The organism is Streptomyces sp. DS1-CR2, from assembly GCF_055760475.1.
Map to the genome: position 1 here is coordinate 5,848,648 of NZ_CM147085.1, position 18,779 is coordinate 5,867,426.

Below are 18,779 nucleotides of genomic sequence, written 5' to 3' on the forward strand. Positions count from 1 at the left end.
GCCAATCGCCCAATTACTCTTATCGGTCGGACGAGTTGAGTACGGCCTCCATCACGTTCCGTGCGATCGGCGCCGCGCTGCCGCCGCCGCTGATGTCCGTACGGTTCGCCGACGCGTCCTCGACGACCACCGCGACGGCGACCTCCGGGCTGCCCGGCTCCGGGGACCGCGCCCAGGAGATGAACCACGCGTACGGGGTGCCCTTGTTGCCCACGCCGTGCTGCGCCGTGCCGGTCTTGCCGCCCACCATCACACCGGGGATCTGCGCGTTCGAGCCCGTGCCGTCCTCCACGGCGTCCAGCATCATGTCCTGGAGCTGCGTCGCCGTGGCCGGGTTCATCGCCTGCCGGTACGTCTTCGCACCGGCCTGTGCGAGGGTGTTCCCGTCGTCGTCCGTCGTCCTGTCCACCAGATGCGGCGCCATCAGGACGCCGCCGTTGACGACGGCGGCCGACACCATCGCCATCTGCAGCGGTGTCGCCGTCGTGTTGAACTGGCCGATGGACGACAGCGCCAGCTGCGAACGGTCCATGTCCGTGTCGAAGTTGCTCCGCGAGACGCTCGACGGGATCCCCACCCCCGCGTCGTCGAAACCGAACCGCCGTGCCGCCGACACCATCCCCTTCAGCCCGACCTGGACACCGAGCTTCGCCATCACCGTGTTGCAGGAGACCCGGATCGCGTCCGCGAGCGACGCGTCCTCGCAGCCGCGCGCCTCGTTGCGCAGCAAGGTCGACGTGTCCGGCAGGACCCAGGGGCTGGGCGTCTGTGTCGGCTCGTCCACATCCGTCACGATGCCCGCGTCGAGGGCCGCCGCCGCGGTGACGATCTTGAAGGTCGAGCCCGGCGGATACGTCTGCCGGATCGCCCGGTTGAGCAACGGCTGACTCGGTGCGCGGTTCAGGCGCGTCCACGCCGACACCGTCGCCGAATCCGTCCCGGCGATCTTTCCCGGATCGTACGAGGGGCTGCTCACCAGGGCGAGGATCGCCCCGGTCGCCGGATCGAGCGCCGCGACCGCGCCCCGGCGCCCGGCCAGACCGGAGTACGCCGCCTTCTGCGCCGCCCCGTTGATCGTGGTCGCCACCTTGCCGCCCGGCTGCTGCGAGCGCGTCAGGTCGTTGAACAGGGGGAGCGGGGCGAGCAGCGGGTCCGTGCCGGAGAGGATGTCGTCCTCGGCGTTCTCCAGCAGCGAGGTGCCGTACATCTGGGACGCGTACCCGGTCACCGGCGCGTACAACGGGCCGTACTTGTACGTCCGTTCGTAGCGGAGCTGCTGGCCGGAATCCTTGGACCCGGTGACCGCCTTGCCGTCGACGAGGATGTTGCCGCGCGCCTGGTGGTAACGCGCGATCGTGTTGCGGCGGTTGGCCGGGTTGTCGTCGAGGGAGTCCGCCTCGAGGATCTGCACGCGGGCCGCGTTGACCAGCAGCGCGACGAGCAGCACCAGACAGAGGACCGCGGCCCGGCGGATGTAACGGGTCACCGATGCGCCTCCAGCGCCTTGTCGGACAGGAGCTGGCCCCGCGCGGAGTCGCTGATCCGTACGAGCAGCGCCACGATGATCCAGTTGGTGACGACGGACGAGCCGCCCTGCGCGAGGAACGGCATCGCCATGCCGGTCAGCGGGATCAGGCCCATCACCCCGCCCGCGATCACGAACACCTGGAGCGCGACGATCGACGCGATACCGATCGCGAGGAGCCGGCCGAACGGGTCGCGCAGCGCGAGCCCCGCCCGGTAGCCACGCTCCACGAGCAGCCCGTACAGCAGGAAGATCGCCGTCAGACCGACAAGCCCCAGCTCCTCGCCCGCGGTCGCCAGGATGAAGTCCGACTTCGCGGCGAACCCGATGAGGATCGAGTGCCCCGCCCCGAGCCCCTCGCCGAGCATGCCGCCCGCCGCGAACGCGAACAGGGACTGCGCGAGCTGGCCGGGCCCCTGACCCGCGTCGATCGAGGCGAACGGGTGCAGCCAGTCGTGGACGCGGCTGTTCACATGCGGTTCGAGCGCGCCGACGAAGACCGCGCCGCCCGCCGCGAGGAGCAGCCCGATCGCGATCCAGCTGCCGCGGCCCGTCGCCACGTACAGCATCACGATGAAGAGGCCGAAGAACAGCAGTGAGGTCCCGAGGTCACGCTCCAGGACCAGGACGCCCACGCTGATCAGCCAGAAGACCAGGATCGGCGCGAAGACCCGCATCGTGGGGAACTGGAAGCGCCAGATCTTCTTGCCCGTGTACGAGAGCGCGTTGCGGTTCGCCGCGAGATAGCTGGCGAAGAAGATCGCGAGCAGCACCTTGGCGAACTCGCCCGGCTGGATGGAGAATCCGCTGATCCTGAGCCAGATACGGGCGCCGTTCACCGCCGGGAAGAGGATCGGCAGGACCATCAGGAACAGCGCGACGACGGCCGACAGATACGCGTACCGCTGGAGAACCCGGTGGTCGCGCACGAGGACCACGACCGCGATGAACAGGGCCACGCCCAGTGTGGACCAGATGAGCTGGATCGGCGCCGCCTGGTCGTCGGGCGTCTCCAGGTCGAGCCGGTAGATCAGGACCAGGCCGAGGCCGTTGAGCAGCACGCCGATGGGCAGCAGGAGCGGGTCCGCGCACGGGGCGCGCAGGCGGATCGCGCCGTGCGCCACGAGCGCGAGCACGCCGAGCCCGGCGCCGTAACCCGCGGCGCCGGGCGGTACGGAGCCGTTCTTGGCGAGTCCTACGTCGCAGTAGCCGTAGACGCTGAGCAGGACCGCCAGGACGATCAGGACGAGTTCGGTGCCACGGCGCCGCGGGAGGCGGACAGCGGGGACCGCGGGAGGGCTGACGGCGGCTTTCGTGCCTGCCGGGCCCATGGGTCCCGTTGATCCCGTCGGTCCGGTCATGGCGGGAACGTAACAAGCTACAGCCGGGAAATCCCGCTATGTCTCTTTAATCTGACTGGGTGTGTGTCCGGCGGCCTGGCCGGATTCCTCGTCCTCGGATCACCCACCCGCGCGTTCAGGTCCCCGCCGCTGATCCGTCGGTCTTGCCCGAGCCGTAGTCGTCGGCCGCGGCGGACGCCGGCGGCAGTGTGGGCCAGAGCCGGGCGGGTCCCATCGCCGTGGACGTCGGACCCGCGCTGCGCAGCTCGCCCGCGTCGCCGCACCCCGCGAGCAGCAGTACCGACGCCGTCACGGCGGTCGCCGCGGTACAGGTGCGCCTTGAATTCACTGCACTCCTGTCTGTCCGCGTGCCGGTCGGTCACTCCACTGACACCTTATGGGTGAGGAAGTCCTTTTTGTTGACCCGCGGGACCATGCGCACCTCGAACCGTCAGCCGTCCGTGCGCCCGCGCCGGTAGATCGAGAAGGCGAGTCCCCCCGCGCCCGCCGCAGCCATGCCGCCGCCCGCCGCCAGGAACAGCGGGTTCGAGTCGGGTGTGCCGTGCTCCGGTGAGCTCGCCGCGGCGGGAGTCGCCGCGTTGTCGGGCTCGGCGTGCGCGAACGCGGCCGTCGGGACCAGGATCGCGCCGCCGAGAACGGCGGCGACGAAGGTGCCGCGGGCCAGCAGGCACGCTCGACGGGTGGTGCTCACGGAACGTCTCCTCATGCTCTACTCCCGGTGCGGTGTGCTCCACCAGGTGGCGTAAACGCTGACCTCATCACCGTAAAGACCCCTCATCACGGCAATTCGGCAGCTGTGTAACAGGGGGCCGAAACTCTGCGGGCGGTGGTGTCGCCGAGGGGCGGGACGGCATATTGCCCTGCGGCTCCGGGGCTGTTCCCATGGTCGTGGGGTGATGGTGCATGAGCGGTCTGCGCGTCATACCGACCTGGCGTCACGGTCGGGAGCGGCTCTATGTCTGTGGCGACGACGGCAGGAACGTCGCCTGGTACGACCGTGAGGCCGGCCGCGTCAATCTGATCAGCGAGGCCCGCCGGGACGCCGTGCTCGACGTCCTCGGGCCCTTCCTGACCGGCCAGGTCACCGTGGGTCCGCCCCCCGTGCCCACCCCCGTCGAACTGGCCAGGCTCGCCCTCCACCCGGACGACGACCTCGCGCCGAACCGGCCCGGCGAGGCCCTCCAGATCGCCGTCGACCGGGATCCGGGGCCGCCACGGCGGCTGCGCGGCGACCCGCGGCGCCGGGCCCTGGAGGCCGAGCAGTGCGTCGGCGGAGCACTCGACGCGTTCGAGCGGACGGGCTGGCGCGCGCTGCACTCCGTGCCGCTGCCCGGCGGCGCCCGCATCCACCACCTCCTGATCGGGCCCGGCGGCCTCTACGCGCTGCACACGCTTCCGGCCCGCAAACAGCGCGTCCGCGTCGCCGACCCGATGGTCATGACCGGCCGCTCGGAGCCGCACCCGCTGCTGCGCCGCGTCCGCGCGGACGCCTCCCGTGCGTCCTTCGCCCTGACCGCCGAGGTCCGCCCGGTCCTGGCCGTCGCGGGCGCCACGACGGTGGAGGTAGCGGCACCCCCACGGGACGTACGCATCGTCCTTGACACCGAACTCCAGTCACTGGCGCGCACGGGCGGCGTCCTGAAACCGGCCGACGTCGAGGCCCTGCACGCCATGGCCCGCGACCGCCATACGTGGCTGCGGGTCTGAGGCCGGCGCAGGGCTGGGAGGGCTGAGGTCAGGGCCGCCTGAGCGCAGGTCTCTCTACTGGCTACCGGGCTTGCCGGCGGCGCACTATCTCGGTGATCCAGACCGGGGCGAACGGGGACGTGCAGCCCGGGGACGTCGGGTAGTCCTTGAGTACCTGCAGGCGCTCGCCGATGTCGATGGCCCGGGTGCGGAGGTCGGCGTGGTCGATCCCGATCTGGGCCAGGCAGTGGTTCATCGCCCACTGCAGGCGGTCCGGGGCGTCCTTCATCTCCGCCTCGATGACGTCGAGGAGTCCTGAGAGGTCGAGCCCCTCCGGCCTTTTCGCCACGCGTTCCGTGGTCAGCGCCCAGCCGGCGCTCGCGACCACCGGATCCGGGTCGGCCGACCAGGCCAGACGCAGCTCTTCGGCGTGCGGGTTCTTCTTCACCACGTAGTTCACGAGCCAGTCGTGCACCTTGGGCGTGCGCGCCCCTCGCACCATGGCGTCCAGCTCGTCCCGCCGGAACGCCTTCGGGCGGCAGATGAGGAGGGCGAGGAGCCTTGCCGCGGTGTCGCCGGTTTCCCAGAGCCCGCTCGCGAGTTCCTGCTGCGTTTTCAGCCGCTTCGCGAGCGCGCGCAGCTTGCCGAGGTTCACGCCGTGATCGTCGCCGTGCTTCTCGTTCACGGCGCGTGCCTTCGGGTCCTCGAGTTCGGCCAGCTCGGCCATCACCTCGGCGACCGTCGTCCCGGTCAGCGTCTTCTCGGCCACCTCGGCCCTCCCGTCCGTGCGTGAGATTTCACCGTACGACGAAGGACTGACATCTCATCCGTCGGACCGCACGCGCACGAAGCGGACGGTCTCGTGGCGTCCGGCCGCTTGGCGCAGCTCGATGAGGAGGGGGGTTGTGAGCATCCGCACCGGACCGTGTTCCGGGTGGTCCGTCAGGTGCTCCAGGCGGCCATGCAGCAAGGTGCCGATCTGCCGTGACTGCGTCGGGGTCAAGCGGGGCGACGTCTTCACCGTTCGATCATCGGGGAGTTGTACGAGAAGTGCCTGTGGTCTGTCCAACGGGCCGAAGACTCCGAGGAGTTCCCCGTCCGTCGTATCCGCATGCCTGATCTTTCTCCATGCCTGGGTTCCTCCTGCCCGATAGGTCGAGCGCAGTCCTTTCACCACGATTCCTTCGACGCCGGCAGCCCTTATGTCGCGAAACCAGATGCGCGCGGTTTCCTCGTCGAGCGTTGCCAGTACTCGTTGCAGGGGTGGGTCGACGTCTTGCAGCGCCGCGCCGAGCAGTTCCCAGCGCTCCCTCAGGGGCAGGGCCCTGACATCGCGGCCCGGGACGGCGAGGATGTCGAACGCCACGTAGGACACCGGGATGCCCGATCGCGCGCGGTCGGCGTGGGACCGGAGGAGATCGGTGAAGCTCAGGCGCCCGTCGCGATAGGCGCACAATTCGCCGTCCAGTACGGTTCCGACGGGCAGATGCTCTCCGAGATATGCGGCAATTTCGGGAAACTCCGGGGCCAGGTCCCTTTGAGAGCGTGACTGCAGGAAGACCCGGCCGCCCTCGAGGATGAAGGCCAGGGCGCGGAATCCGTCGAGTTTGAGCGAGTACTGGAGGCTCTCCGGCGTGCCTGTCTGTTCCGGGATTTCGTCCACAGCCTGGGGACGCATGACGTCGACCGGCGGGCGTAGGGCCACGGTCGGCTCGTTTTCATCCATTCCGACAGGGTCTGCCCGGCCGGTCTCGCGGGTGAGGAGAGGCTCGCGCCTCGCGTCGGACTGTCACCGGGACAGCCCCGGCGCGCCGCTCACGGCACACGCCCCGCGCGGTTCAGGTTGATCAGGGGGCCGAGCAGGTCCCCGTACGTCTCGAGGCGCGGCGCGATGTCGTCGGCCAGGAACGTCAGATCCCGCGCGTCCGTGCAGGCCTCGACCTCCTCCCACGTCACCGGCGCCGACACGGTCGGCTCCGGGCGGGCGCGCAGTGTGTACGGGGTCGCTGTCGTCTTCGCGGCTGCGTTCTGGCTGAAGTCGACGAAGACCTTGCCGGGGCGCAGGCTGCGGGTCATGCGGTGGACGACCAGCTCCGGATGCTCGGCCTCCGCCTCCACCGCGAGGGTTTTCGCGTAGGCGCTCACCCGATCGGACGGCGTCGGTTCCAGCGGCACGAGCATGTGCAGCCCCTTGGAACCGGAGGTCTTCACGTACGAGTGAAGCCCGTCCGCGCGCAGCCGCTCCTGAAGCCAGAGCGCGACCGCGCAGCACTCCACCACGTCCGCCGGTTCCCCGGGATCCAGGTCCAGGATCAGCCGGTCGGCCTGTCCGGGCGCGTCCGCCTGCCACTGCGGCGTATGGAACTCCGTCACCAGATTGGCCGCCCACATGAGTGACGCCAGATCCTGTACGAGGACCTGGCGGGACGGGGCGCTCCTCGAATGCGGCACGTCCGCCGTCCGCACCCACTCCGGCGTGCCCGGCGGCACGTTCTTGGTGAAGAACCGCTGGCCCTCCGGCCCGTCCGGGTAGCGCAGAAAGGACACGGGCCGGTCGTGCAGGTGCGCGAGCAGGGACCCGGCGACCGTCGCGTAGTAGTGCAGCAGCTCGCCCTTGGTGAACCCGGTCGCCGGGTACAGCACCTTGTCGAGGTTGCTGAGCGCGAGCCGCCGCCCCTCCACCTCTGTGATGGGCGTCATACGATGAGAATCCCACGGAAATCGTGACGAGCTATTCCAAAGGGCTGCGGTGCCGGCTTCGGCTTCGGCCGCGGTGACGGCGGGGTGGCCGACGGGCTCGGCTACGGCAGCGCGCCTCGGCTACGGCAGCGCGCAGAGCAGGGCCACGCGGCAGGGCATTACGCGGGGCACACGGCAGAGCACCACGCAGAGGCAGAGCACTACGCAGAGAGGGACACCGTGCGATCCATATGGAACGGCGCCATCTCCTTCGGCCTGGTCAGCATCCCGATCAAGCTGGTCAACGCCACCGAGAGCCACTCGATCTCCTTCCGGCAGATCCATCTGGAGGACGGCGGCCGCATCCGCTACCGCAAGTTCTGCGAGCTGGAGGAGAAGGAAGTCACGTCGGCGGAGATCGGCAAGGGGTACGAGGCCGCGGACGGCGCGATCATCCCCATCACGGAGGAGGACCTGGCCTCCCTGCCGATCCCGACCGCGCGGACCATCGAGATCGTGGCGTTCGTCCCCGGCGACCGGATCGACCCCCTCCAGATGGACGCCGCTTACTACCTCTCCGCGAACGGCGTCCCCGCGGCGAAGCCCTACACCCTGCTGCGCGAGGCGCTCAAGCGGAACAAGAAGGTCGCCATCGCCAAGTTCGCCCTGCGCGGGCGGGAGCGGCTCGGCATGCTGCGCGTTGTCGACGACGTGATCGCGATGCACGGTCTGCTGTGGCCCGACGAGGTGCGCGCCCCCCAGGAGGCGGCGCCCGAGACCGAGGTGACCGTGCGCGAGGCCGAACTCGATCTGGCGGACGCGTTGATGGACACCCTCGGCGGCGTCGACATGGAGTCGCTGCACGACGACTACCGATCCGCGGTCGAGGAGATGATCGAGGCGAAGGCGTCCGGCGAGGGCGTGGTGCAGGCACCCGCGGCCCCCGAGGGCGGCGGCAAGGTCATCGACCTGATGGCGGCCCTGAAGAGCAGCGTCAAGGCGGCCAAGGAAGCCCGCGGCGACGCGGCGGCACCGGAGCGGGAGGCGAAGGTGAGCCCGGTGACCCCGCTGAAGTCCCGTACGGCACCGAAATCCCGTACGGCACCGAAGGAGGTCGGCGGGAAGAAGTCGACTTCGACCAAGGCGAAGCCTGCGGCGTCCGGGAGCGGTACGGCGAGGAAGACCACGGCCAAGAAGTCGGCCGCCTCGTCGAGGACGACGGCCGCGGACAAGGCGAGTACTTCGAGGGCGAGCACGTCCAAGGCGAGTACGGCCAAGGCCGGCACGTCCAAGGCGAGTGGCTCGAAGGCGAGCGCCTCGAAGGCCACGGCCAAGAAGACGACCGCAAAGAAGGCACCCGCGAAGAAGACGGCGTCACGCAGGCGGGCGTCATAGGGGGTGTCCGGAGGGTGGGGTGGGCGGGTTTGCGTGGTGGCGGCCCGGCGGCGGCCGTACGTTCGAGGACGCCGGCGCCGGGCCACCGCCGCGCGTCTTGCTTACCGGGCCACGAACTGCGTCAGGATCGCCTGCACCTCGTAGATGTCGACGCCCTTGCTGAACGTCTTCTGGACGGGTGCCGCGGTGCCGGAGATCCAGATCTTGAGCTCGCCGTCGAGGTCGAAGTGACCGGCGGTCTCGACGGCGAAGTGCGTGATGCTCCGGTAGGGGATGGAGTGGTACTCCACCTTCTTGCCGGTGATCCCCTGCTTGTCGACGAAGATCAGACGCCGGTCGGTGAAGAGGATGGTGTCGCGGATGAGCAGGTACGCGGCCTGCACCTGCTCGCCCTGGCCGAACAGCTTGGCGTACTCCTGCTGCGCGCCGACGGGGTCGACGGTGTGAGCGTTTCCGAACAGTGCCATGAGGCCCCCCAGATGATGAACTCCTGCGTAGACACAGGATCTTCACACTGTAGGTGAGGGCTTGGCCAGGGGGTGGGCGACCTCTTCAGGGTTGTGTGCGGTGACGAGGAATCCGACGCTCTTCATTCGTACCTCACTGCCCCTGCCCGCGACCCCGTCGCTGACGTGCTCGTACGCGTTCAGGGTGTTCGTGAGGGTGCGGTGCGCCAACTCCCGTATGCCGCTGTCGACTTGTTCGGTCAGATGACGCCCGGGGCCGGAGCCGAGCAGGAACGCGGCGGCGTCACCGGCGTCCCGTCCCCACAGCCCGTACGCCTCCACGGGCCTCACCTCGATGTCCGCGAACCCGGCGCCCGACAGCACGCCGCGCGTGGCGTCGGGGTCGGCCAGGGAGAACATCCCTGGGCTGCGCGAAACCTCCTGCCCGCCCGGCGCCCCGAAGTCGTCGACGGGCAGGATGCCGCGCAGCTCGGAGACGGCCCGGAGCCAGTCGTTGCGCTCGGGCTCGGCGGCGCAGATGAACGCCAGCCTCCCGCCCGGCCGGAGGGCGCGCCGGATGTTGGCGAACGCGGCGACGGGGTCGGCGAAGAACATGACCCCGAAACGGCTGATGGCGACGTCGAAGGCCCCGGCGGGGAAGGGATGGATCTGGGCGTCGCCCCGCTCGAACCCGGCCCCGGCCGCCCCTTCTTGCCGAGCGGTCTCCTCGGCCCGCGCGAGCATGGGCCCGGACAGATCGACCCCCAGCGCCCGCCCGTCCGGGCCCGCGTGCCGGGCGGCGAGGCGGGTGGTGGCCCCGGCGCCGCAGCCGATGTCGAGGACCCGCTCGCCGGGCCGGACTGCGGCGGCGTCGAGGAGAGGCTGGTTGAACCCTTCGTTCACGGCGTCCCAGCGGTCCTGGTTACGGGCCCAGTGCTCACCCTCGTACCCGTTCCAGGCCTGGGACTGATCGACGTTCGCGATGTGCGGCATGACGGAATCCCCTCGTGGCGGCGCGCCGGCCGATGGGCGGCGTAGAATGGGCGTCCGCCCAAACCAAGTATGGGCACACGCCCATACTGATGGCAAGGGCATTGAGCGGGCATGGCCCTGGCAGTCGACCCCGATGGCCGGACGCGACGACCGGACCCGATGGCGCACCCGACGAGAAGAGGCAGGCAGCATGTCCCCGCGCGGAGTGGCGATCCCCGACGTAAGAGAGCGGCTTTTCGACGCGGCGGAGCGGATCCTGGCGCGGGAGGGCCCGTCGGGCCTGACGAGCAGGGCGATCACGACCGAGGCCGGCTGCGCGAAGGGCCTGCTGCACAAGCACTTCGCGGGCCTGGACGAACTCGTCGCGGAACTGGTCCTGGCCCGCTTCGCCCACACAGCGCGCCTGGCGGAGGACCTTCCGGCCCGCGCGGGCGAGTCCACGGTCGCGGCCAACCTGAAGACGATCGGATACGCGCTCCTGACGTCCCTGAACCCCACGACGGCGGGCCTGGCGGTCTCGAACCCGGCGGCGTCGCTCCGTATCCGCGAGGCCCTGGAGGCGGGCGCCCCGGGCTTCGACGCGATCCAGCAGTCGATCGCTGAGTACTTGGACGCGGAAGTGGACCGTGGCCGTCTCTCCCCGGCCACGGACACGACGGCGACGGCGCTGGCGCTGGTCGGGACGGTCCACCACCTGTTGATGACGACATGGGGAGACGCGGCACGGGACCCGGGGGAGCAGACGGAGAGACTGGTGACGATGCTGCTCGGCCCGACGACCGGAGGATCAATCAGCCATGGAGAACGTTGACGACGTCATCCGGAGCAACGCCCCCGGATCATTTCCGTACAGCGTGCTGCGCGAACGGCACCCGGCGCTCATCCAGCGGGTGCGGGACGCGTTCCCGTACGACCCGGAGCGGCAGCGTGCGCTGGACGCGCTCCTGAGCGAGAGCACGGATCCGGCCGGCGTGATGGAACCGCTGCCGGCCGACGCCCGGGACCGCGACCAGTGGGAGGAGTGGGGGAGCGGCGAGCACGCGGGCGGGTCGTGGTTCGACGCGCCGTTCCTGTGGGCGGAGAGCTACTTCTACCGCAGGCTCCTGGACGCGGTCGGCTACTTCGATTCCGCCGGAGCATGGCAGGGCATCGACCCCTTCCGCCCCTTCAAACAGGCGGAGCTACGGAGCCCGGAGGCGCAGGCGGAACTGACGGCTCTGGACCGCCTGGCGCAGGAACCGCCGGAAACCCAGGGCCGGGCGCTGCTCCACGGGTCCCTGTGGGGCAACAGAGCAGACCTCGGCTTCCAACTGACAGCGACCGCTCCCGACGCACCCACCCCCACCACTCCCCTCTTGGTGGACGACTCGCAGCGCCTCTGGTCGCTCCTGCCGCCCGGGGCCGGGAACACGGTCCACGTGGTGGCGGACAACGCGGGCCGCGAACTGGTCCCGGACCTCCTCCTCATCGACCACTTCCTCCGTCACGCACACGCGGAACAAGTGGTCCTCCACGTAAAGCCACACCCGTACTACGTCTCCGACGCGACCCCCACGGACGTGATCGACGCCCTACGCCACCTGAAACAAGCCCCGGGCGAGGCAGGTGGCGCGGGCGAACGCCTATGGCAAGCGACATCAACGGGCCAACTGCGGCTCCTCGCCCACCCGTTCTCCTGCGCCCCACTGCCGTACGCCGCAATGCCGGGCGACCTGAGGAAGCACTTCGAGAAAGCCACACTGACGATCCTGAAGGGCGACCTGAACTACCGCCGCCTGGTAGGCGACCAACTCCGGCCCTCCACAACCCCATTCCCCGCGTGCACCTCCTACTTCCCCACCCCCGTAGCAGCCCTACGCACCCTCAAATCAGACGTGATCGTGGGCCTGGACAAACAAACGGAGGACACCCTGAACGATTCGGAACACGAATCCTGGCGAACAAAGGGAACGCATGCGGTGATCCAAGTACGGGCTGGTGACGACGGCAGGCGTGCGAACGGAGCGAGCCTCGATGAAGTGATGAAGTAGGGAATCCCTTTCCGCGCATGCTCGGGTGGGCTGTTGCCGGGTGTCGGCGCGGCTGTTCACCGGCTCTGTGGCCTCTGGTGTTCGGCTGATCTCAGGGCGTGCGGCACGTACTCGGGGCCTACCGAGACGGGGTCCTGGGCCTCGCCGTAGACGAAGTACTCCCCGTCAGCGACCCATGCGTCGGCAGTCCTGTATGCGTCGATCCAAACCGTCACGCTGTGCGACTCCGCTGTCGTTGATGTCGGGCGTAGATGTCAGCACGTCACAACTGTCAACCTCCGCCGAACGGGGTTCGGCGAAGCGACCTCTTAGACGGGCGCCGCAACGGGTGCGATCTCCCTCTTTGGATACCGAGGGCTCGCGGCGTACGCGTGTGAAGCGCTGCTGGAGAGGATGAATGAGTGATCGGGAGGCACCACACGGGCGCCTGGCGGAAGGTCCATCCCGTGCGCATGTACGTTAAGTAGTCATTGCATTGCAATAGGTAATGCAGCTCTGCGCTGCAGACGCACGGAGGGCAAGATTTCATGCGCACGCTCCAGAAGGTCATGATCGCCGCTGCAGCGGTCGGTGGTCTGGTCGCTCTCTGCTCGGGAAGCGCCTATGCCGCCAACTACAGCGACTCCGGCTACGGAGGAACTCAGCCATTCGTCGCCGGTTTGTTGGGCGACGTCACCCCGCAAGCGCAGCAATCGGCGGAAAAGAAGAGAGATGCGCGGGAGAAGAAGGCGTCGAAGGGTGTAAGCCGGACGACCGCGTGGCAGGAGAACGCGCAGACGGGGCACATCCTCCGCACCGTCAGCCTGCTGGACGGGCACTTGGAAGTGCCGCGCCAGCTGGTCGGGACCACCGGCGGTGTCAACCAGACAATCGACGCCTCTGGCGGTGTCTATCAGAACAACCAGGCAATCGACGCGTCTGGTGGTGTCAATCTGAACAACCAGGCGAACGGCGCCCCTGGCGGCATCAATCAGAACAACCAGGCGAACGGGCCCACGATCTAGTGTCTCGTGATCCTGTTCATGTCAGTTCGAGTTGTTATTGACGAGTTTCTTCACGTTGGTCGCGACGAGTCTGACCTTCGCGAGGACCTCGCCGGAGGTCGCGGTCCATGTGAACGGTTTCGCCGTCGTGTTCCAGGAGTTGATGTAGTCGCGGATCTGCTTGATCAGGACGTTGACGCTGGAGAACGTGCCCCGGCGGATGGACTGCCGGGTCAGGATTCCGAACCAGATCTCGATCTGATTCAGCCACGAGGAGCCGACGGGAGTGAAGTGGAAGTGGACGTGAGGGTTCTTGGCCAGCCACTCCTTGACCTCCGGAGTGGTGTGCGTCGAGAGGTTGTCCAGGACGACATGGATGTCCTTCCCGGCGTGCGGTTTCACCGCCTTCTTCAAGAAGGCCAGGAAATCCTTGCCGTTCCGGGTCGGCCTGCACTCGCCGAGCACTTCGCCGGTGGTCACGGCGGGGCCGACAGCCATAGGAGTCCGGGTGGAACACAGGCTCCACCAGTGGCTCCAGCACCATGGCCACCACCGTTTGCGCGATTCTGTCCGCAACCGTGGGCACGCCGAGGACCCTGATTCCGCGTCCTCCCGGCTTGTCGATCTCCACCATCTTGACCGGCGGCGGAAAATAGCAGCCCGACGACATGCGATTCCACAGTTTGTAGAGGTTGCCCTTCAGGTCTACATCGAACTGCTCGATCGACTCGCCATCGACGCCCGCCGCACCCTTGTTGGCCTTGACCCTCAAATACGCCTCGAACACCAGGTGTTTCGAGATCTCGAACGACTTCGATCCGCTCGTCTGGTTCATCCCGGGCACTCCGGTTGGCCACCAAGCAGACCCGGACGATCCGTCCCCTTCGCTCCATCCGCATTACCGGACTTCGCCGCTACTACGGGACGGTCCGCCCCCAGGGGCATTGCGTGATGAGGGTTGGTCCGGGTTCGCCGGTCTCGCGGGGTGACGTGCCGTCATGTCCGCTGTGTGGCAAGGAACCCCGCAGAGTAGAGCAGGCACGGTGCTGGTGATCATGTGGGTGTCGAGACCCATGAGAACCGAGCGAGACCGTGCCTGCCCGAACATCATCGCCCATCCCTTCCGCACTGGAGCAACTGGGCTCCCTGACCGATCCGCTCACCCCAAGCGATGTCGTTGACCTGCGATGTTTCCTGATCCTGGTCACCGATCCCCGCGATGCGCGAGGACTGCGCTATCCGGCCCTCGCGTTGCTGTGCGCAGCCGTCTCGGCGGTGCTGACCGGGGCGCGGTCGCTCATCGCGATCGGTGAGTGGATCACGGATGCCCCACAGCATGTGCTGGGTGTCCTCGGCTTCGCCATCGACCCGCTTACCGGTCTGCGGCCGGTGCCGCACGCCGCAACCGTGCGCCGCCTGCTGCAGCGCGTGGACGGTGACGCGCTGGACGCGGCGATCAGCGCATATCTGCAGGCCAGAACGCTGCCCCCGCTACCCCGGTCGAGTCTGAGACGCAGAAGGCGCCGGTGCGACGGGTGATCGCGGTCGACGGCAAGGTGGTCCGCGGATCGCGAACCGCAACGGCCGCGGCGATCCAGCTGCTGGCGGCGATGGACCACCACGGCGTGGTCCTGGCCCAGCGGCAGGTCGCCTCCAAGAGCGACGAGATCCCCTCCTTCGCACCGTTGCTGGACGGTCTCGGGCTGGAGAACACGGTGGTGACCGCCGACGCCCTGCACACCCAGCACGGCCACGGGGCCTATCTGACCAGTCGCGGCGCGCACTACGTGGCCGTCGTGAAGAAGAACCATCCGGGCCTGTACGCCCAGGTCGGGAAGCTGCCCTGGCGGGACATCCCGCTCGGGCACCGCACTCGCGACCACGCCCACCACCGCGACGAGATCCGCCGGCTCAAGGTCGCCGCGTTCAGCCACCTCGACTACCCCGGCGCCCGCCAGGCGATCCAAGTCGTACGGTGGCGACGCGACTTGAGCACCGGGAAGCTGACCATCGAGCGTGTCTACCTGATCACCAGCCTGAGCGTCTTGATCGGCAGGCCCCTGGGTCCGCCCCCGTGCCCCGCATCGGTACTCGGCCCCTCGCGGTTTTGTCCGCTTGGGGTTCTCCCTCCTCCGCGAACACGGGATCTTTGGAGATTTTGAAGGTGCCCAACCGGTGCGGTTTCAGATGTTCTTCCCGCCAGACACGTGCGATGTAGTGCCAGGACACGGTGATGCCCTCGGCCCGCTTCAGATATTTCGCCAACTCCCGTGTGGACCAGTGCGAAAGCCCCGTGCCGTCCGGCGGCGTCATACGCGTCAGCGCGATCACTCGGGACCGCACCCGGGCCGGCACCTGCTCTCGTGCACCGCCGGGACGCTCCCCTTCCAGCCCGGCCAGGCCGCGTTCGGCATAGCGGGTCTTCCAGCGGTCCACCGTCGGCAGCGACACCCCGAGCAGCTCGGCAATGTCCTTCCGCCGACGCCCCTCGCCCGACCACAGCACGATCCGACCCCGCATGGCTATGTCCGCAGGCACATCCCTGCTGTTCACCAACTCCCGTAACTCGGCGGCCTGTTCCACGGAGAACTCCATACCAGGAGACCCTGCCACACAAGATCAAGTAACGCTGACGGAATCACGAGACACTAGTTCGCGGCGGCCATCCAGCAGTCGAATCTGCAGCAGAAGCAGACTGTGCCGGGCAGCTGAATACGCCGACAACCCTGCCGATCGGCTTCGTCAACCCGAACCCGTCACGGTCTCGTGGCGGGTTCCGTCGGTTTCGGGGTGGGATCTGACGAATGGGCCTCGGCCCTGCCTCCCGGGGGGCACGTGGCATCGAGCGCAAGTATGGCGCTGATGTGAGGCGACGCGGTGGGGCTAAACCATGAGAGCCGGTTGCAGCAGATGCTCGTCGGCGCAGGCCACCAGCGATGTCACGCCGGCGTCACGCGACGGTGATGCCCGGCGCCCCACGATGTCTGGGACAGGTAAGCGCAAACCCGCTTTCACATGTAAGGAAGCCATCATGGTGACAAGCATCCGACGTCGCATGCCTCGCCTGATAGCCGCGTCCGGTGTGGCCGCGACGCTTGCCCTCGGGGCGGGCGCGGCGACCGCCACAGCAGTACCTCAGGAGGTACCAAAGGCAAAGGCCTCGACTGCCGCACCGAATATCTGCGTCTGCCCCTCGGGCGTGAACCAGGGTAACCAGGCGGTCGGGGGCACCGGCGCGGTGAACCAGGGTAACCAGGCGGTCGGGGGCACCGGCGCGGTGAACCAGGGTAACCAGGCGGTCGGGGGCACCGGCGCGGTGAACCAGGGTAACCAGGCGGTCGGGGGCACCGGCGCGGTGAACCAGGGTAACCAGGCGGTCGGGGGCACCGGCGCGGTGAACCAGGGTAACCAGGCGGTCGGGGGCACCGGCGCGGTGAACCAGGGTAACCAGGCGGTCGGGGGCACCGGCGCGGTGAACCAGGGTAACCAGGCGGTCGGGGGCACCGGCGCGGTGAACCAGGGTAACCAGGCGGTCGGGGGCACCGGCGCGGTGAACCAGGGTAACCAGGCGATCGGGGCACTGGCTGCACCAACCAGGGTAACCAGGCCGTCGGCACCGGCCCGGTGAACCAGGGTAACCAGGCGATCGGGGGCACTGGCTGCACCAACCAGGGTAACCAGGCGGTCGGCCGCACCGGCAGGGTGAACCAGGGTAACCAGGCGGTCGGCCGCACCGGCAGGGTGAACCAGGGTAACCAGGCGGTCGGCGGCACCGGCGCGGTGAATCAGGGCAACCAGGCCATCGGCGGCACCGGCGCGGTGAACCAGGGTAACCAGGCCATCGGCGGCACCGGCGCGGTGAACCAGGGTAACCAGGCCATCGGCGGCACCGGCGCGGTGAACCAGGGTAACCAGGCCATCGGCGGCACCGGCGCGGTGAACCAGGGTAACCAGGCCATCGGCGGCACCGGCGCGGTGAACCAGGGTAACCAGGCCATCGGCGGCACCGGCGCGGTGAACCAGGGTAACCAGGCCATCGGAGGCACCGGCGCGGTGAACCAGGGTAACCAGGCCATCGGCGGCACCGGCGCGGTGAACCAGGGTAACCAGGCCATCGGCGGCACCGGCGCGGTGAACCAGGGTAACCAGGCGGTCGGCGGCACCGGCGCGGTGAACCAGGGCAACCAGGCCATCGGAGGCACCGGCGCGGTGAACCAGGGTAACCAGGCCATCGGCGGCACCGGCGCGGTGAACCAGGGTAACCAGGCCATCGGCGGCACCGGCGCGGTGAACCAGGGTAACCAGGCGGTCGGCGGCACCGGCGCGGTGAACCAGGGCAACCAGGCCATCGGAGGCACTGGCGGCACGAACCAGGGTAACCAGGCTGTCGGAGGCACCGGCGCGGTGAACCAGGGTAACCAGGCGGTCGGAGGCACCGGCGACACGAACCAGGGCAACCAGGCGATCGGGTAGTAGTGACCCCGGCTGCGGGCTGAACACACCACACATGTGCCGGCCCCCTTCGACAACGCGAACCCGCCACGGGCAACAGTGGCGGGTTCGCAGACGTTCACCACCGAGCACGTCGCGGACATCATGGGTTCGCGACCCGGAGATCGTCGAGGTCGCCCGGCACGAGGGATCCACGGACGAGCATCACCCGCCGCAGGAGACCAAGACATGTGATCCGGCCGTACCCCTCGAGGTCACTACTGCAAGTATCCGCCACCGGGGTGTGACTGCTGTAGTTCGGCCACGAGCTGGCGCAGCTGCCGTGTGGGGCGGAGTCCCAACTCGTTGCGCAGACGCTGCGAGTAGCGTTCGAAGTGGTCCAGCGCCTCGACCAGGTTGCCTTCTGCCAGGTAGGCGCGGATCAGCGAGACCTGGCTGCTCTCCCGCAGTGGATCTGCCTGGGCGGCTGTATGAGCGGCTGTCACCGCCCCGGCGAACTGCTCAGCGTCGATGAGTTCTCCCGCCAGTTTCTCGAGGGCATGGAGCCGAAGCTGGCGCCAATGCTCCGCCTCGAGCAAGGCCCACTCGTCGTACCAGCCGGGCAGCAGATCGGCGGAGAGCTGGTCGACGGTCGCCGCGTTGAGGCCGAGGTCCTCGGCCGGGACGCGGGGGTCGAGTATGCGTTCGGCCAACGACCGGGCGTGGTACAGGTCGACGGTGACCTCCCGCGCGAGACGCACCTCGCTGGGAGAGACGTCCAGTGCTTGCCGGCCGAGGTCGTGCAGGCGTGACAACGCGGCCCGAAGGTTCGTGTTCGCCCTCTGCTCGGATGCTTCGGGCCAAAGACTTCCGGCGATCAAGGTCCGAGGGACAGAGGCGCGGTAGTTGAGCGCGATTGACGCCAGAAGTCGCTTCGAGCCGAGCGGGACTGTCACCGGGACGTCGCCGACCACGAGGTCGAAACCACCGAGAAGGGCTATGTGTACGGACGGTCGGCTCTTCACGATCAGATAAGAGAAAGCGAGATCATCTGAGCTCATGGCCGTGTGATCGCTTAGGGATCGGCCCACCCGGTCGCCTGCCGACCAGTGGCACCACCATTGCTGCCCAAGGATTCGCGATCTTCACCTCCCGACAGATCCATGGTGCTCTGCCCGCTGAGGGTTGTCTAATCGTCCAAATTGTGCTATTGAGCGCCTCTGGTTGTGGGTAGCTCACTCCGGGCGGGC

Annotated in this window: 20 protein-coding genes and 1 pseudogene; 9 read left to right on the forward strand and 12 right to left on the reverse strand. The window is 68.5% G+C overall.

Annotated features, from left to right (window positions below; genetic code table 11):
- Positions 1-19: 19 nt before the first annotated feature.
- From ACY0PA_RS28015 to ACY0PA_RS28030, 4 genes are all read right to left on the reverse strand, one after another.
- Positions 20-1,486, reverse strand: a complete 1,467-nt coding sequence (locus ACY0PA_RS28015) for a peptidoglycan D,D-transpeptidase FtsI family protein (RefSeq protein ID WP_473080352.1) — start codon at positions 1,484-1,486, stop codon at positions 20-22.
- Positions 1,483-2,856 carry an FtsW/RodA/SpoVE family cell cycle protein gene (locus ACY0PA_RS28020; protein WP_473086455.1) on the reverse strand — a complete coding sequence of 458 codons (1,374 nt, stop codon included), beginning with the start codon at positions 2,854-2,856 and terminating at the stop codon, positions 1,483-1,485. Before ACY0PA_RS28020 ends, ACY0PA_RS28015 begins: the two co-directional genes overlap by 4 nt.
- Before the next feature lie 145 nt (positions 2,857-3,001).
- On the reverse strand, positions 3,002-3,214 hold the full coding sequence (locus ACY0PA_RS28025) for a hypothetical protein (RefSeq protein ID WP_473080353.1): 213 nt from the start codon (positions 3,212-3,214) through the stop codon (positions 3,002-3,004).
- 102 nt (positions 3,215-3,316) lie between these two features.
- Positions 3,317-3,577 carry a hypothetical protein gene (locus tag ACY0PA_RS28030; RefSeq protein ID WP_473080354.1) on the reverse strand — a complete coding sequence of 87 codons (261 nt, stop codon included), beginning with the start codon at positions 3,575-3,577 and terminating at the stop codon, positions 3,317-3,319.
- Between the two features lie 212 nt (positions 3,578-3,789).
- Between ACY0PA_RS28030 and ACY0PA_RS28035 the strand changes: the two genes are divergently transcribed.
- Complete coding sequence (locus ACY0PA_RS28035) at positions 3,790-4,593, forward strand: NERD domain-containing protein (RefSeq protein WP_473080355.1); 804 nt, start codon at positions 3,790-3,792, stop codon at positions 4,591-4,593.
- A gap of 61 nt (positions 4,594-4,654) precedes the next feature.
- Here ACY0PA_RS28035 and ACY0PA_RS28040 read toward each other — a convergent pair whose 3' ends face one another.
- The 3 genes from ACY0PA_RS28040 to ligD all read right to left on the reverse strand — a co-directional run bounded on the left by ACY0PA_RS28040 (position 4,655) and on the right by ligD (position 7,272).
- On the reverse strand, positions 4,655-5,299 hold the full coding sequence (locus ACY0PA_RS28040) for a DNA alkylation repair protein (protein ID WP_473086456.1): 645 nt from the start codon (positions 5,297-5,299) through the stop codon (positions 4,655-4,657).
- 96 nt (positions 5,300-5,395) lie between these two features.
- Complete coding sequence (locus tag ACY0PA_RS28045) at positions 5,396-6,298, reverse strand: ATP-dependent DNA ligase (RefSeq protein ID WP_473080356.1); 903 nt, start codon at positions 6,296-6,298, stop codon at positions 5,396-5,398.
- Between the two features lie 89 nt (positions 6,299-6,387).
- Positions 6,388-7,272, reverse strand: coding sequence for a non-homologous end-joining DNA ligase (gene ligD, locus ACY0PA_RS28050; protein WP_473080357.1), 885 nt, complete (start codon positions 7,270-7,272; stop codon positions 6,388-6,390).
- Between the two features lie 219 nt (positions 7,273-7,491).
- Here ligD and ku point away from each other — a divergent pair, with 219 nt between their 5' ends.
- Entirely contained in the window at positions 7,492-8,646 is a 1,155-nt protein-coding gene (gene ku, locus ACY0PA_RS28055; RefSeq protein WP_473080358.1) for a non-homologous end joining protein Ku, read from the forward strand.
- A gap of 101 nt (positions 8,647-8,747) precedes the next feature.
- Here the strand turns inward: ku and ACY0PA_RS28060 are convergent, their stop codons facing one another.
- Together ACY0PA_RS28060 and ACY0PA_RS28065 are read right to left on the reverse strand one after the other, a co-directional pair.
- The gene (locus ACY0PA_RS28060) at positions 8,748-9,113 is read right to left on the reverse strand and encodes a PH domain-containing protein (RefSeq protein ID WP_326774098.1); all 366 of its coding nucleotides are present in this window, start codon (positions 9,111-9,113) and stop codon (positions 8,748-8,750) included.
- Positions 9,114-9,155: 42 nt separating this feature from the next.
- A complete protein-coding gene (locus ACY0PA_RS28065) occupies positions 9,156-10,085 on the reverse strand; it encodes a class I SAM-dependent methyltransferase (RefSeq protein ID WP_473080359.1) in 930 nt (309 codons plus the stop codon).
- A 190-nt stretch (positions 10,086-10,275) separates the two neighbouring features.
- On the opposite strand from ACY0PA_RS28065, the gene ACY0PA_RS28070 reads away from it, so the two are divergent.
- The 3 genes from ACY0PA_RS28070 (at position 10,276) to ACY0PA_RS28080 (ending at position 13,119) form a co-directional block, all read left to right on the forward strand.
- A complete protein-coding gene (locus ACY0PA_RS28070) occupies positions 10,276-10,896 on the forward strand; it encodes a TetR/AcrR family transcriptional regulator (protein WP_473080360.1) in 621 nt (206 codons plus the stop codon).
- Positions 10,883-12,115: a damage-control phosphatase ARMT1 family protein gene (locus ACY0PA_RS28075; RefSeq protein WP_473080361.1), complete on the forward strand. Its 1,233-nt coding sequence runs from the start codon at positions 10,883-10,885 to the stop codon at positions 12,113-12,115. Before ACY0PA_RS28070 ends, ACY0PA_RS28075 begins: the two co-directional genes overlap by 14 nt.
- A gap of 527 nt (positions 12,116-12,642) precedes the next feature.
- Entirely contained in the window at positions 12,643-13,119 is a 477-nt protein-coding gene (locus ACY0PA_RS28080) for a hypothetical protein (RefSeq protein WP_473080362.1), read from the forward strand.
- A gap of 21 nt (positions 13,120-13,140) precedes the next feature.
- On the opposite strand, the gene ACY0PA_RS28085 is transcribed toward ACY0PA_RS28080, so the two are convergent.
- Positions 13,141-13,596 carry an IS630 family transposase gene (locus ACY0PA_RS28085; protein WP_473080363.1) on the reverse strand — a complete coding sequence of 152 codons (456 nt, stop codon included), beginning with the start codon at positions 13,594-13,596 and terminating at the stop codon, positions 13,141-13,143.
- Positions 13,597-14,190: 594 nt separating this feature from the next.
- Here ACY0PA_RS28085 and ACY0PA_RS28090 point away from each other — a divergent pair.
- Both ACY0PA_RS28090 and ACY0PA_RS28095 read left to right on the forward strand, forming a co-directional pair.
- Entirely contained in the window at positions 14,191-14,637 is a 447-nt protein-coding gene (locus ACY0PA_RS28090; protein ID WP_473080364.1) for a transposase family protein, read from the forward strand.
- Positions 14,625-15,260, forward strand: coding sequence for an ISAs1 family transposase (locus tag ACY0PA_RS28095; protein ID WP_473080365.1), 636 nt, complete (start codon positions 14,625-14,627; stop codon positions 15,258-15,260). Before ACY0PA_RS28090 ends, ACY0PA_RS28095 begins: the two co-directional genes overlap by 13 nt.
- A gap of 49 nt (positions 15,261-15,309) precedes the next feature.
- On the opposite strand, the pseudogene ACY0PA_RS28100 reads toward ACY0PA_RS28095, so the two are convergent.
- Positions 15,310-15,693 (reverse strand): annotated as a pseudogene (locus ACY0PA_RS28100) (helix-turn-helix domain-containing protein); the annotation flags it as partial.
- A 436-nt stretch (positions 15,694-16,129) separates the two neighbouring features.
- Between ACY0PA_RS28100 and ACY0PA_RS28105 the strand changes: the two are divergent.
- Positions 16,130-16,726 (forward strand): hypothetical protein, encoded by a 597-nt coding sequence (locus ACY0PA_RS28105; RefSeq protein ID WP_473080366.1) that lies wholly within the window; start codon positions 16,130-16,132, stop codon positions 16,724-16,726.
- Positions 16,723-17,571: a hypothetical protein gene (locus ACY0PA_RS28110; RefSeq protein WP_473080367.1), complete on the forward strand. Its 849-nt coding sequence runs from the start codon at positions 16,723-16,725 to the stop codon at positions 17,569-17,571. The genes ACY0PA_RS28105 and ACY0PA_RS28110 overlap by 4 nt, the downstream gene beginning before the upstream one ends.
- 236 nt (positions 17,572-17,807) lie before the next feature.
- Here the strand turns inward: ACY0PA_RS28110 and ACY0PA_RS28115 are convergent, their stop codons facing one another.
- Positions 17,808-18,590 (reverse strand): AfsR/SARP family transcriptional regulator, encoded by a 783-nt coding sequence (locus ACY0PA_RS28115; protein ID WP_473080368.1) that lies wholly within the window; start codon positions 18,588-18,590, stop codon positions 17,808-17,810.
- Positions 18,591-18,779 lie beyond the last annotated feature (189 nt).

What these genes read in the sequence shown, in the direction of transcription:
- ACY0PA_RS28035 (WP_473080355.1), top strand. Translation starts at nt 3,790, where the DNA reads ATGAGCGGTCTGCGCGTCATACCGACCTGGCGTCACGGTCGGGAGCGG.
- ACY0PA_RS28075 (WP_473080361.1), top strand. Translation starts at nt 10,883, where the DNA reads ATGGAGAACGTTGACGACGTCATCCGGAGCAACGCCCCCGGATCATTT.
- ACY0PA_RS28020 (WP_473086455.1), bottom strand. Translation starts at nt 2,856, where the DNA reads ATGGGCCCGGCAGGCACGAAAGCCGCCGTCAGCCCTCCCGCGGTCCCC.
- ACY0PA_RS28105 (WP_473080366.1), top strand. Translation starts at nt 16,130, where the DNA reads ATGGTGACAAGCATCCGACGTCGCATGCCTCGCCTGATAGCCGCGTCC.
- ACY0PA_RS28065 (WP_473080359.1), bottom strand. Translation starts at nt 10,085, where the DNA reads ATGCCGCACATCGCGAACGTCGATCAGTCCCAGGCCTGGAACGGGTAC.
- ACY0PA_RS28070 (WP_473080360.1), top strand. Translation starts at nt 10,276, where the DNA reads ATGTCCCCGCGCGGAGTGGCGATCCCCGACGTAAGAGAGCGGCTTTTC.
- ACY0PA_RS28115 (WP_473080368.1), bottom strand. Translation starts at nt 18,590, where the DNA reads ATGAGCTCAGATGATCTCGCTTTCTCTTATCTGATCGTGAAGAGCCGA.
- ACY0PA_RS28060 (WP_326774098.1), bottom strand. Translation starts at nt 9,113, where the DNA reads ATGGCACTGTTCGGAAACGCTCACACCGTCGACCCCGTCGGCGCGCAG.
- ACY0PA_RS28085 (WP_473080363.1), bottom strand. Translation starts at nt 13,596, where the DNA reads ATGGCTGTCGGCCCCGCCGTGACCACCGGCGAAGTGCTCGGCGAGTGC.
- ACY0PA_RS28045 (WP_473080356.1), bottom strand. Translation starts at nt 6,298, where the DNA reads ATGGATGAAAACGAGCCGACCGTGGCCCTACGCCCGCCGGTCGACGTC.
- ACY0PA_RS28080 (WP_473080362.1), top strand. Translation starts at nt 12,643, where the DNA reads ATGCGCACGCTCCAGAAGGTCATGATCGCCGCTGCAGCGGTCGGTGGT.
- ligD (WP_473080357.1), bottom strand. Translation starts at nt 7,272, where the DNA reads ATGACGCCCATCACAGAGGTGGAGGGGCGGCGGCTCGCGCTCAGCAAC.
- ACY0PA_RS28040 (WP_473086456.1), bottom strand. Translation starts at nt 5,299, where the DNA reads ATGGCCGAGCTGGCCGAACTCGAGGACCCGAAGGCACGCGCCGTGAAC.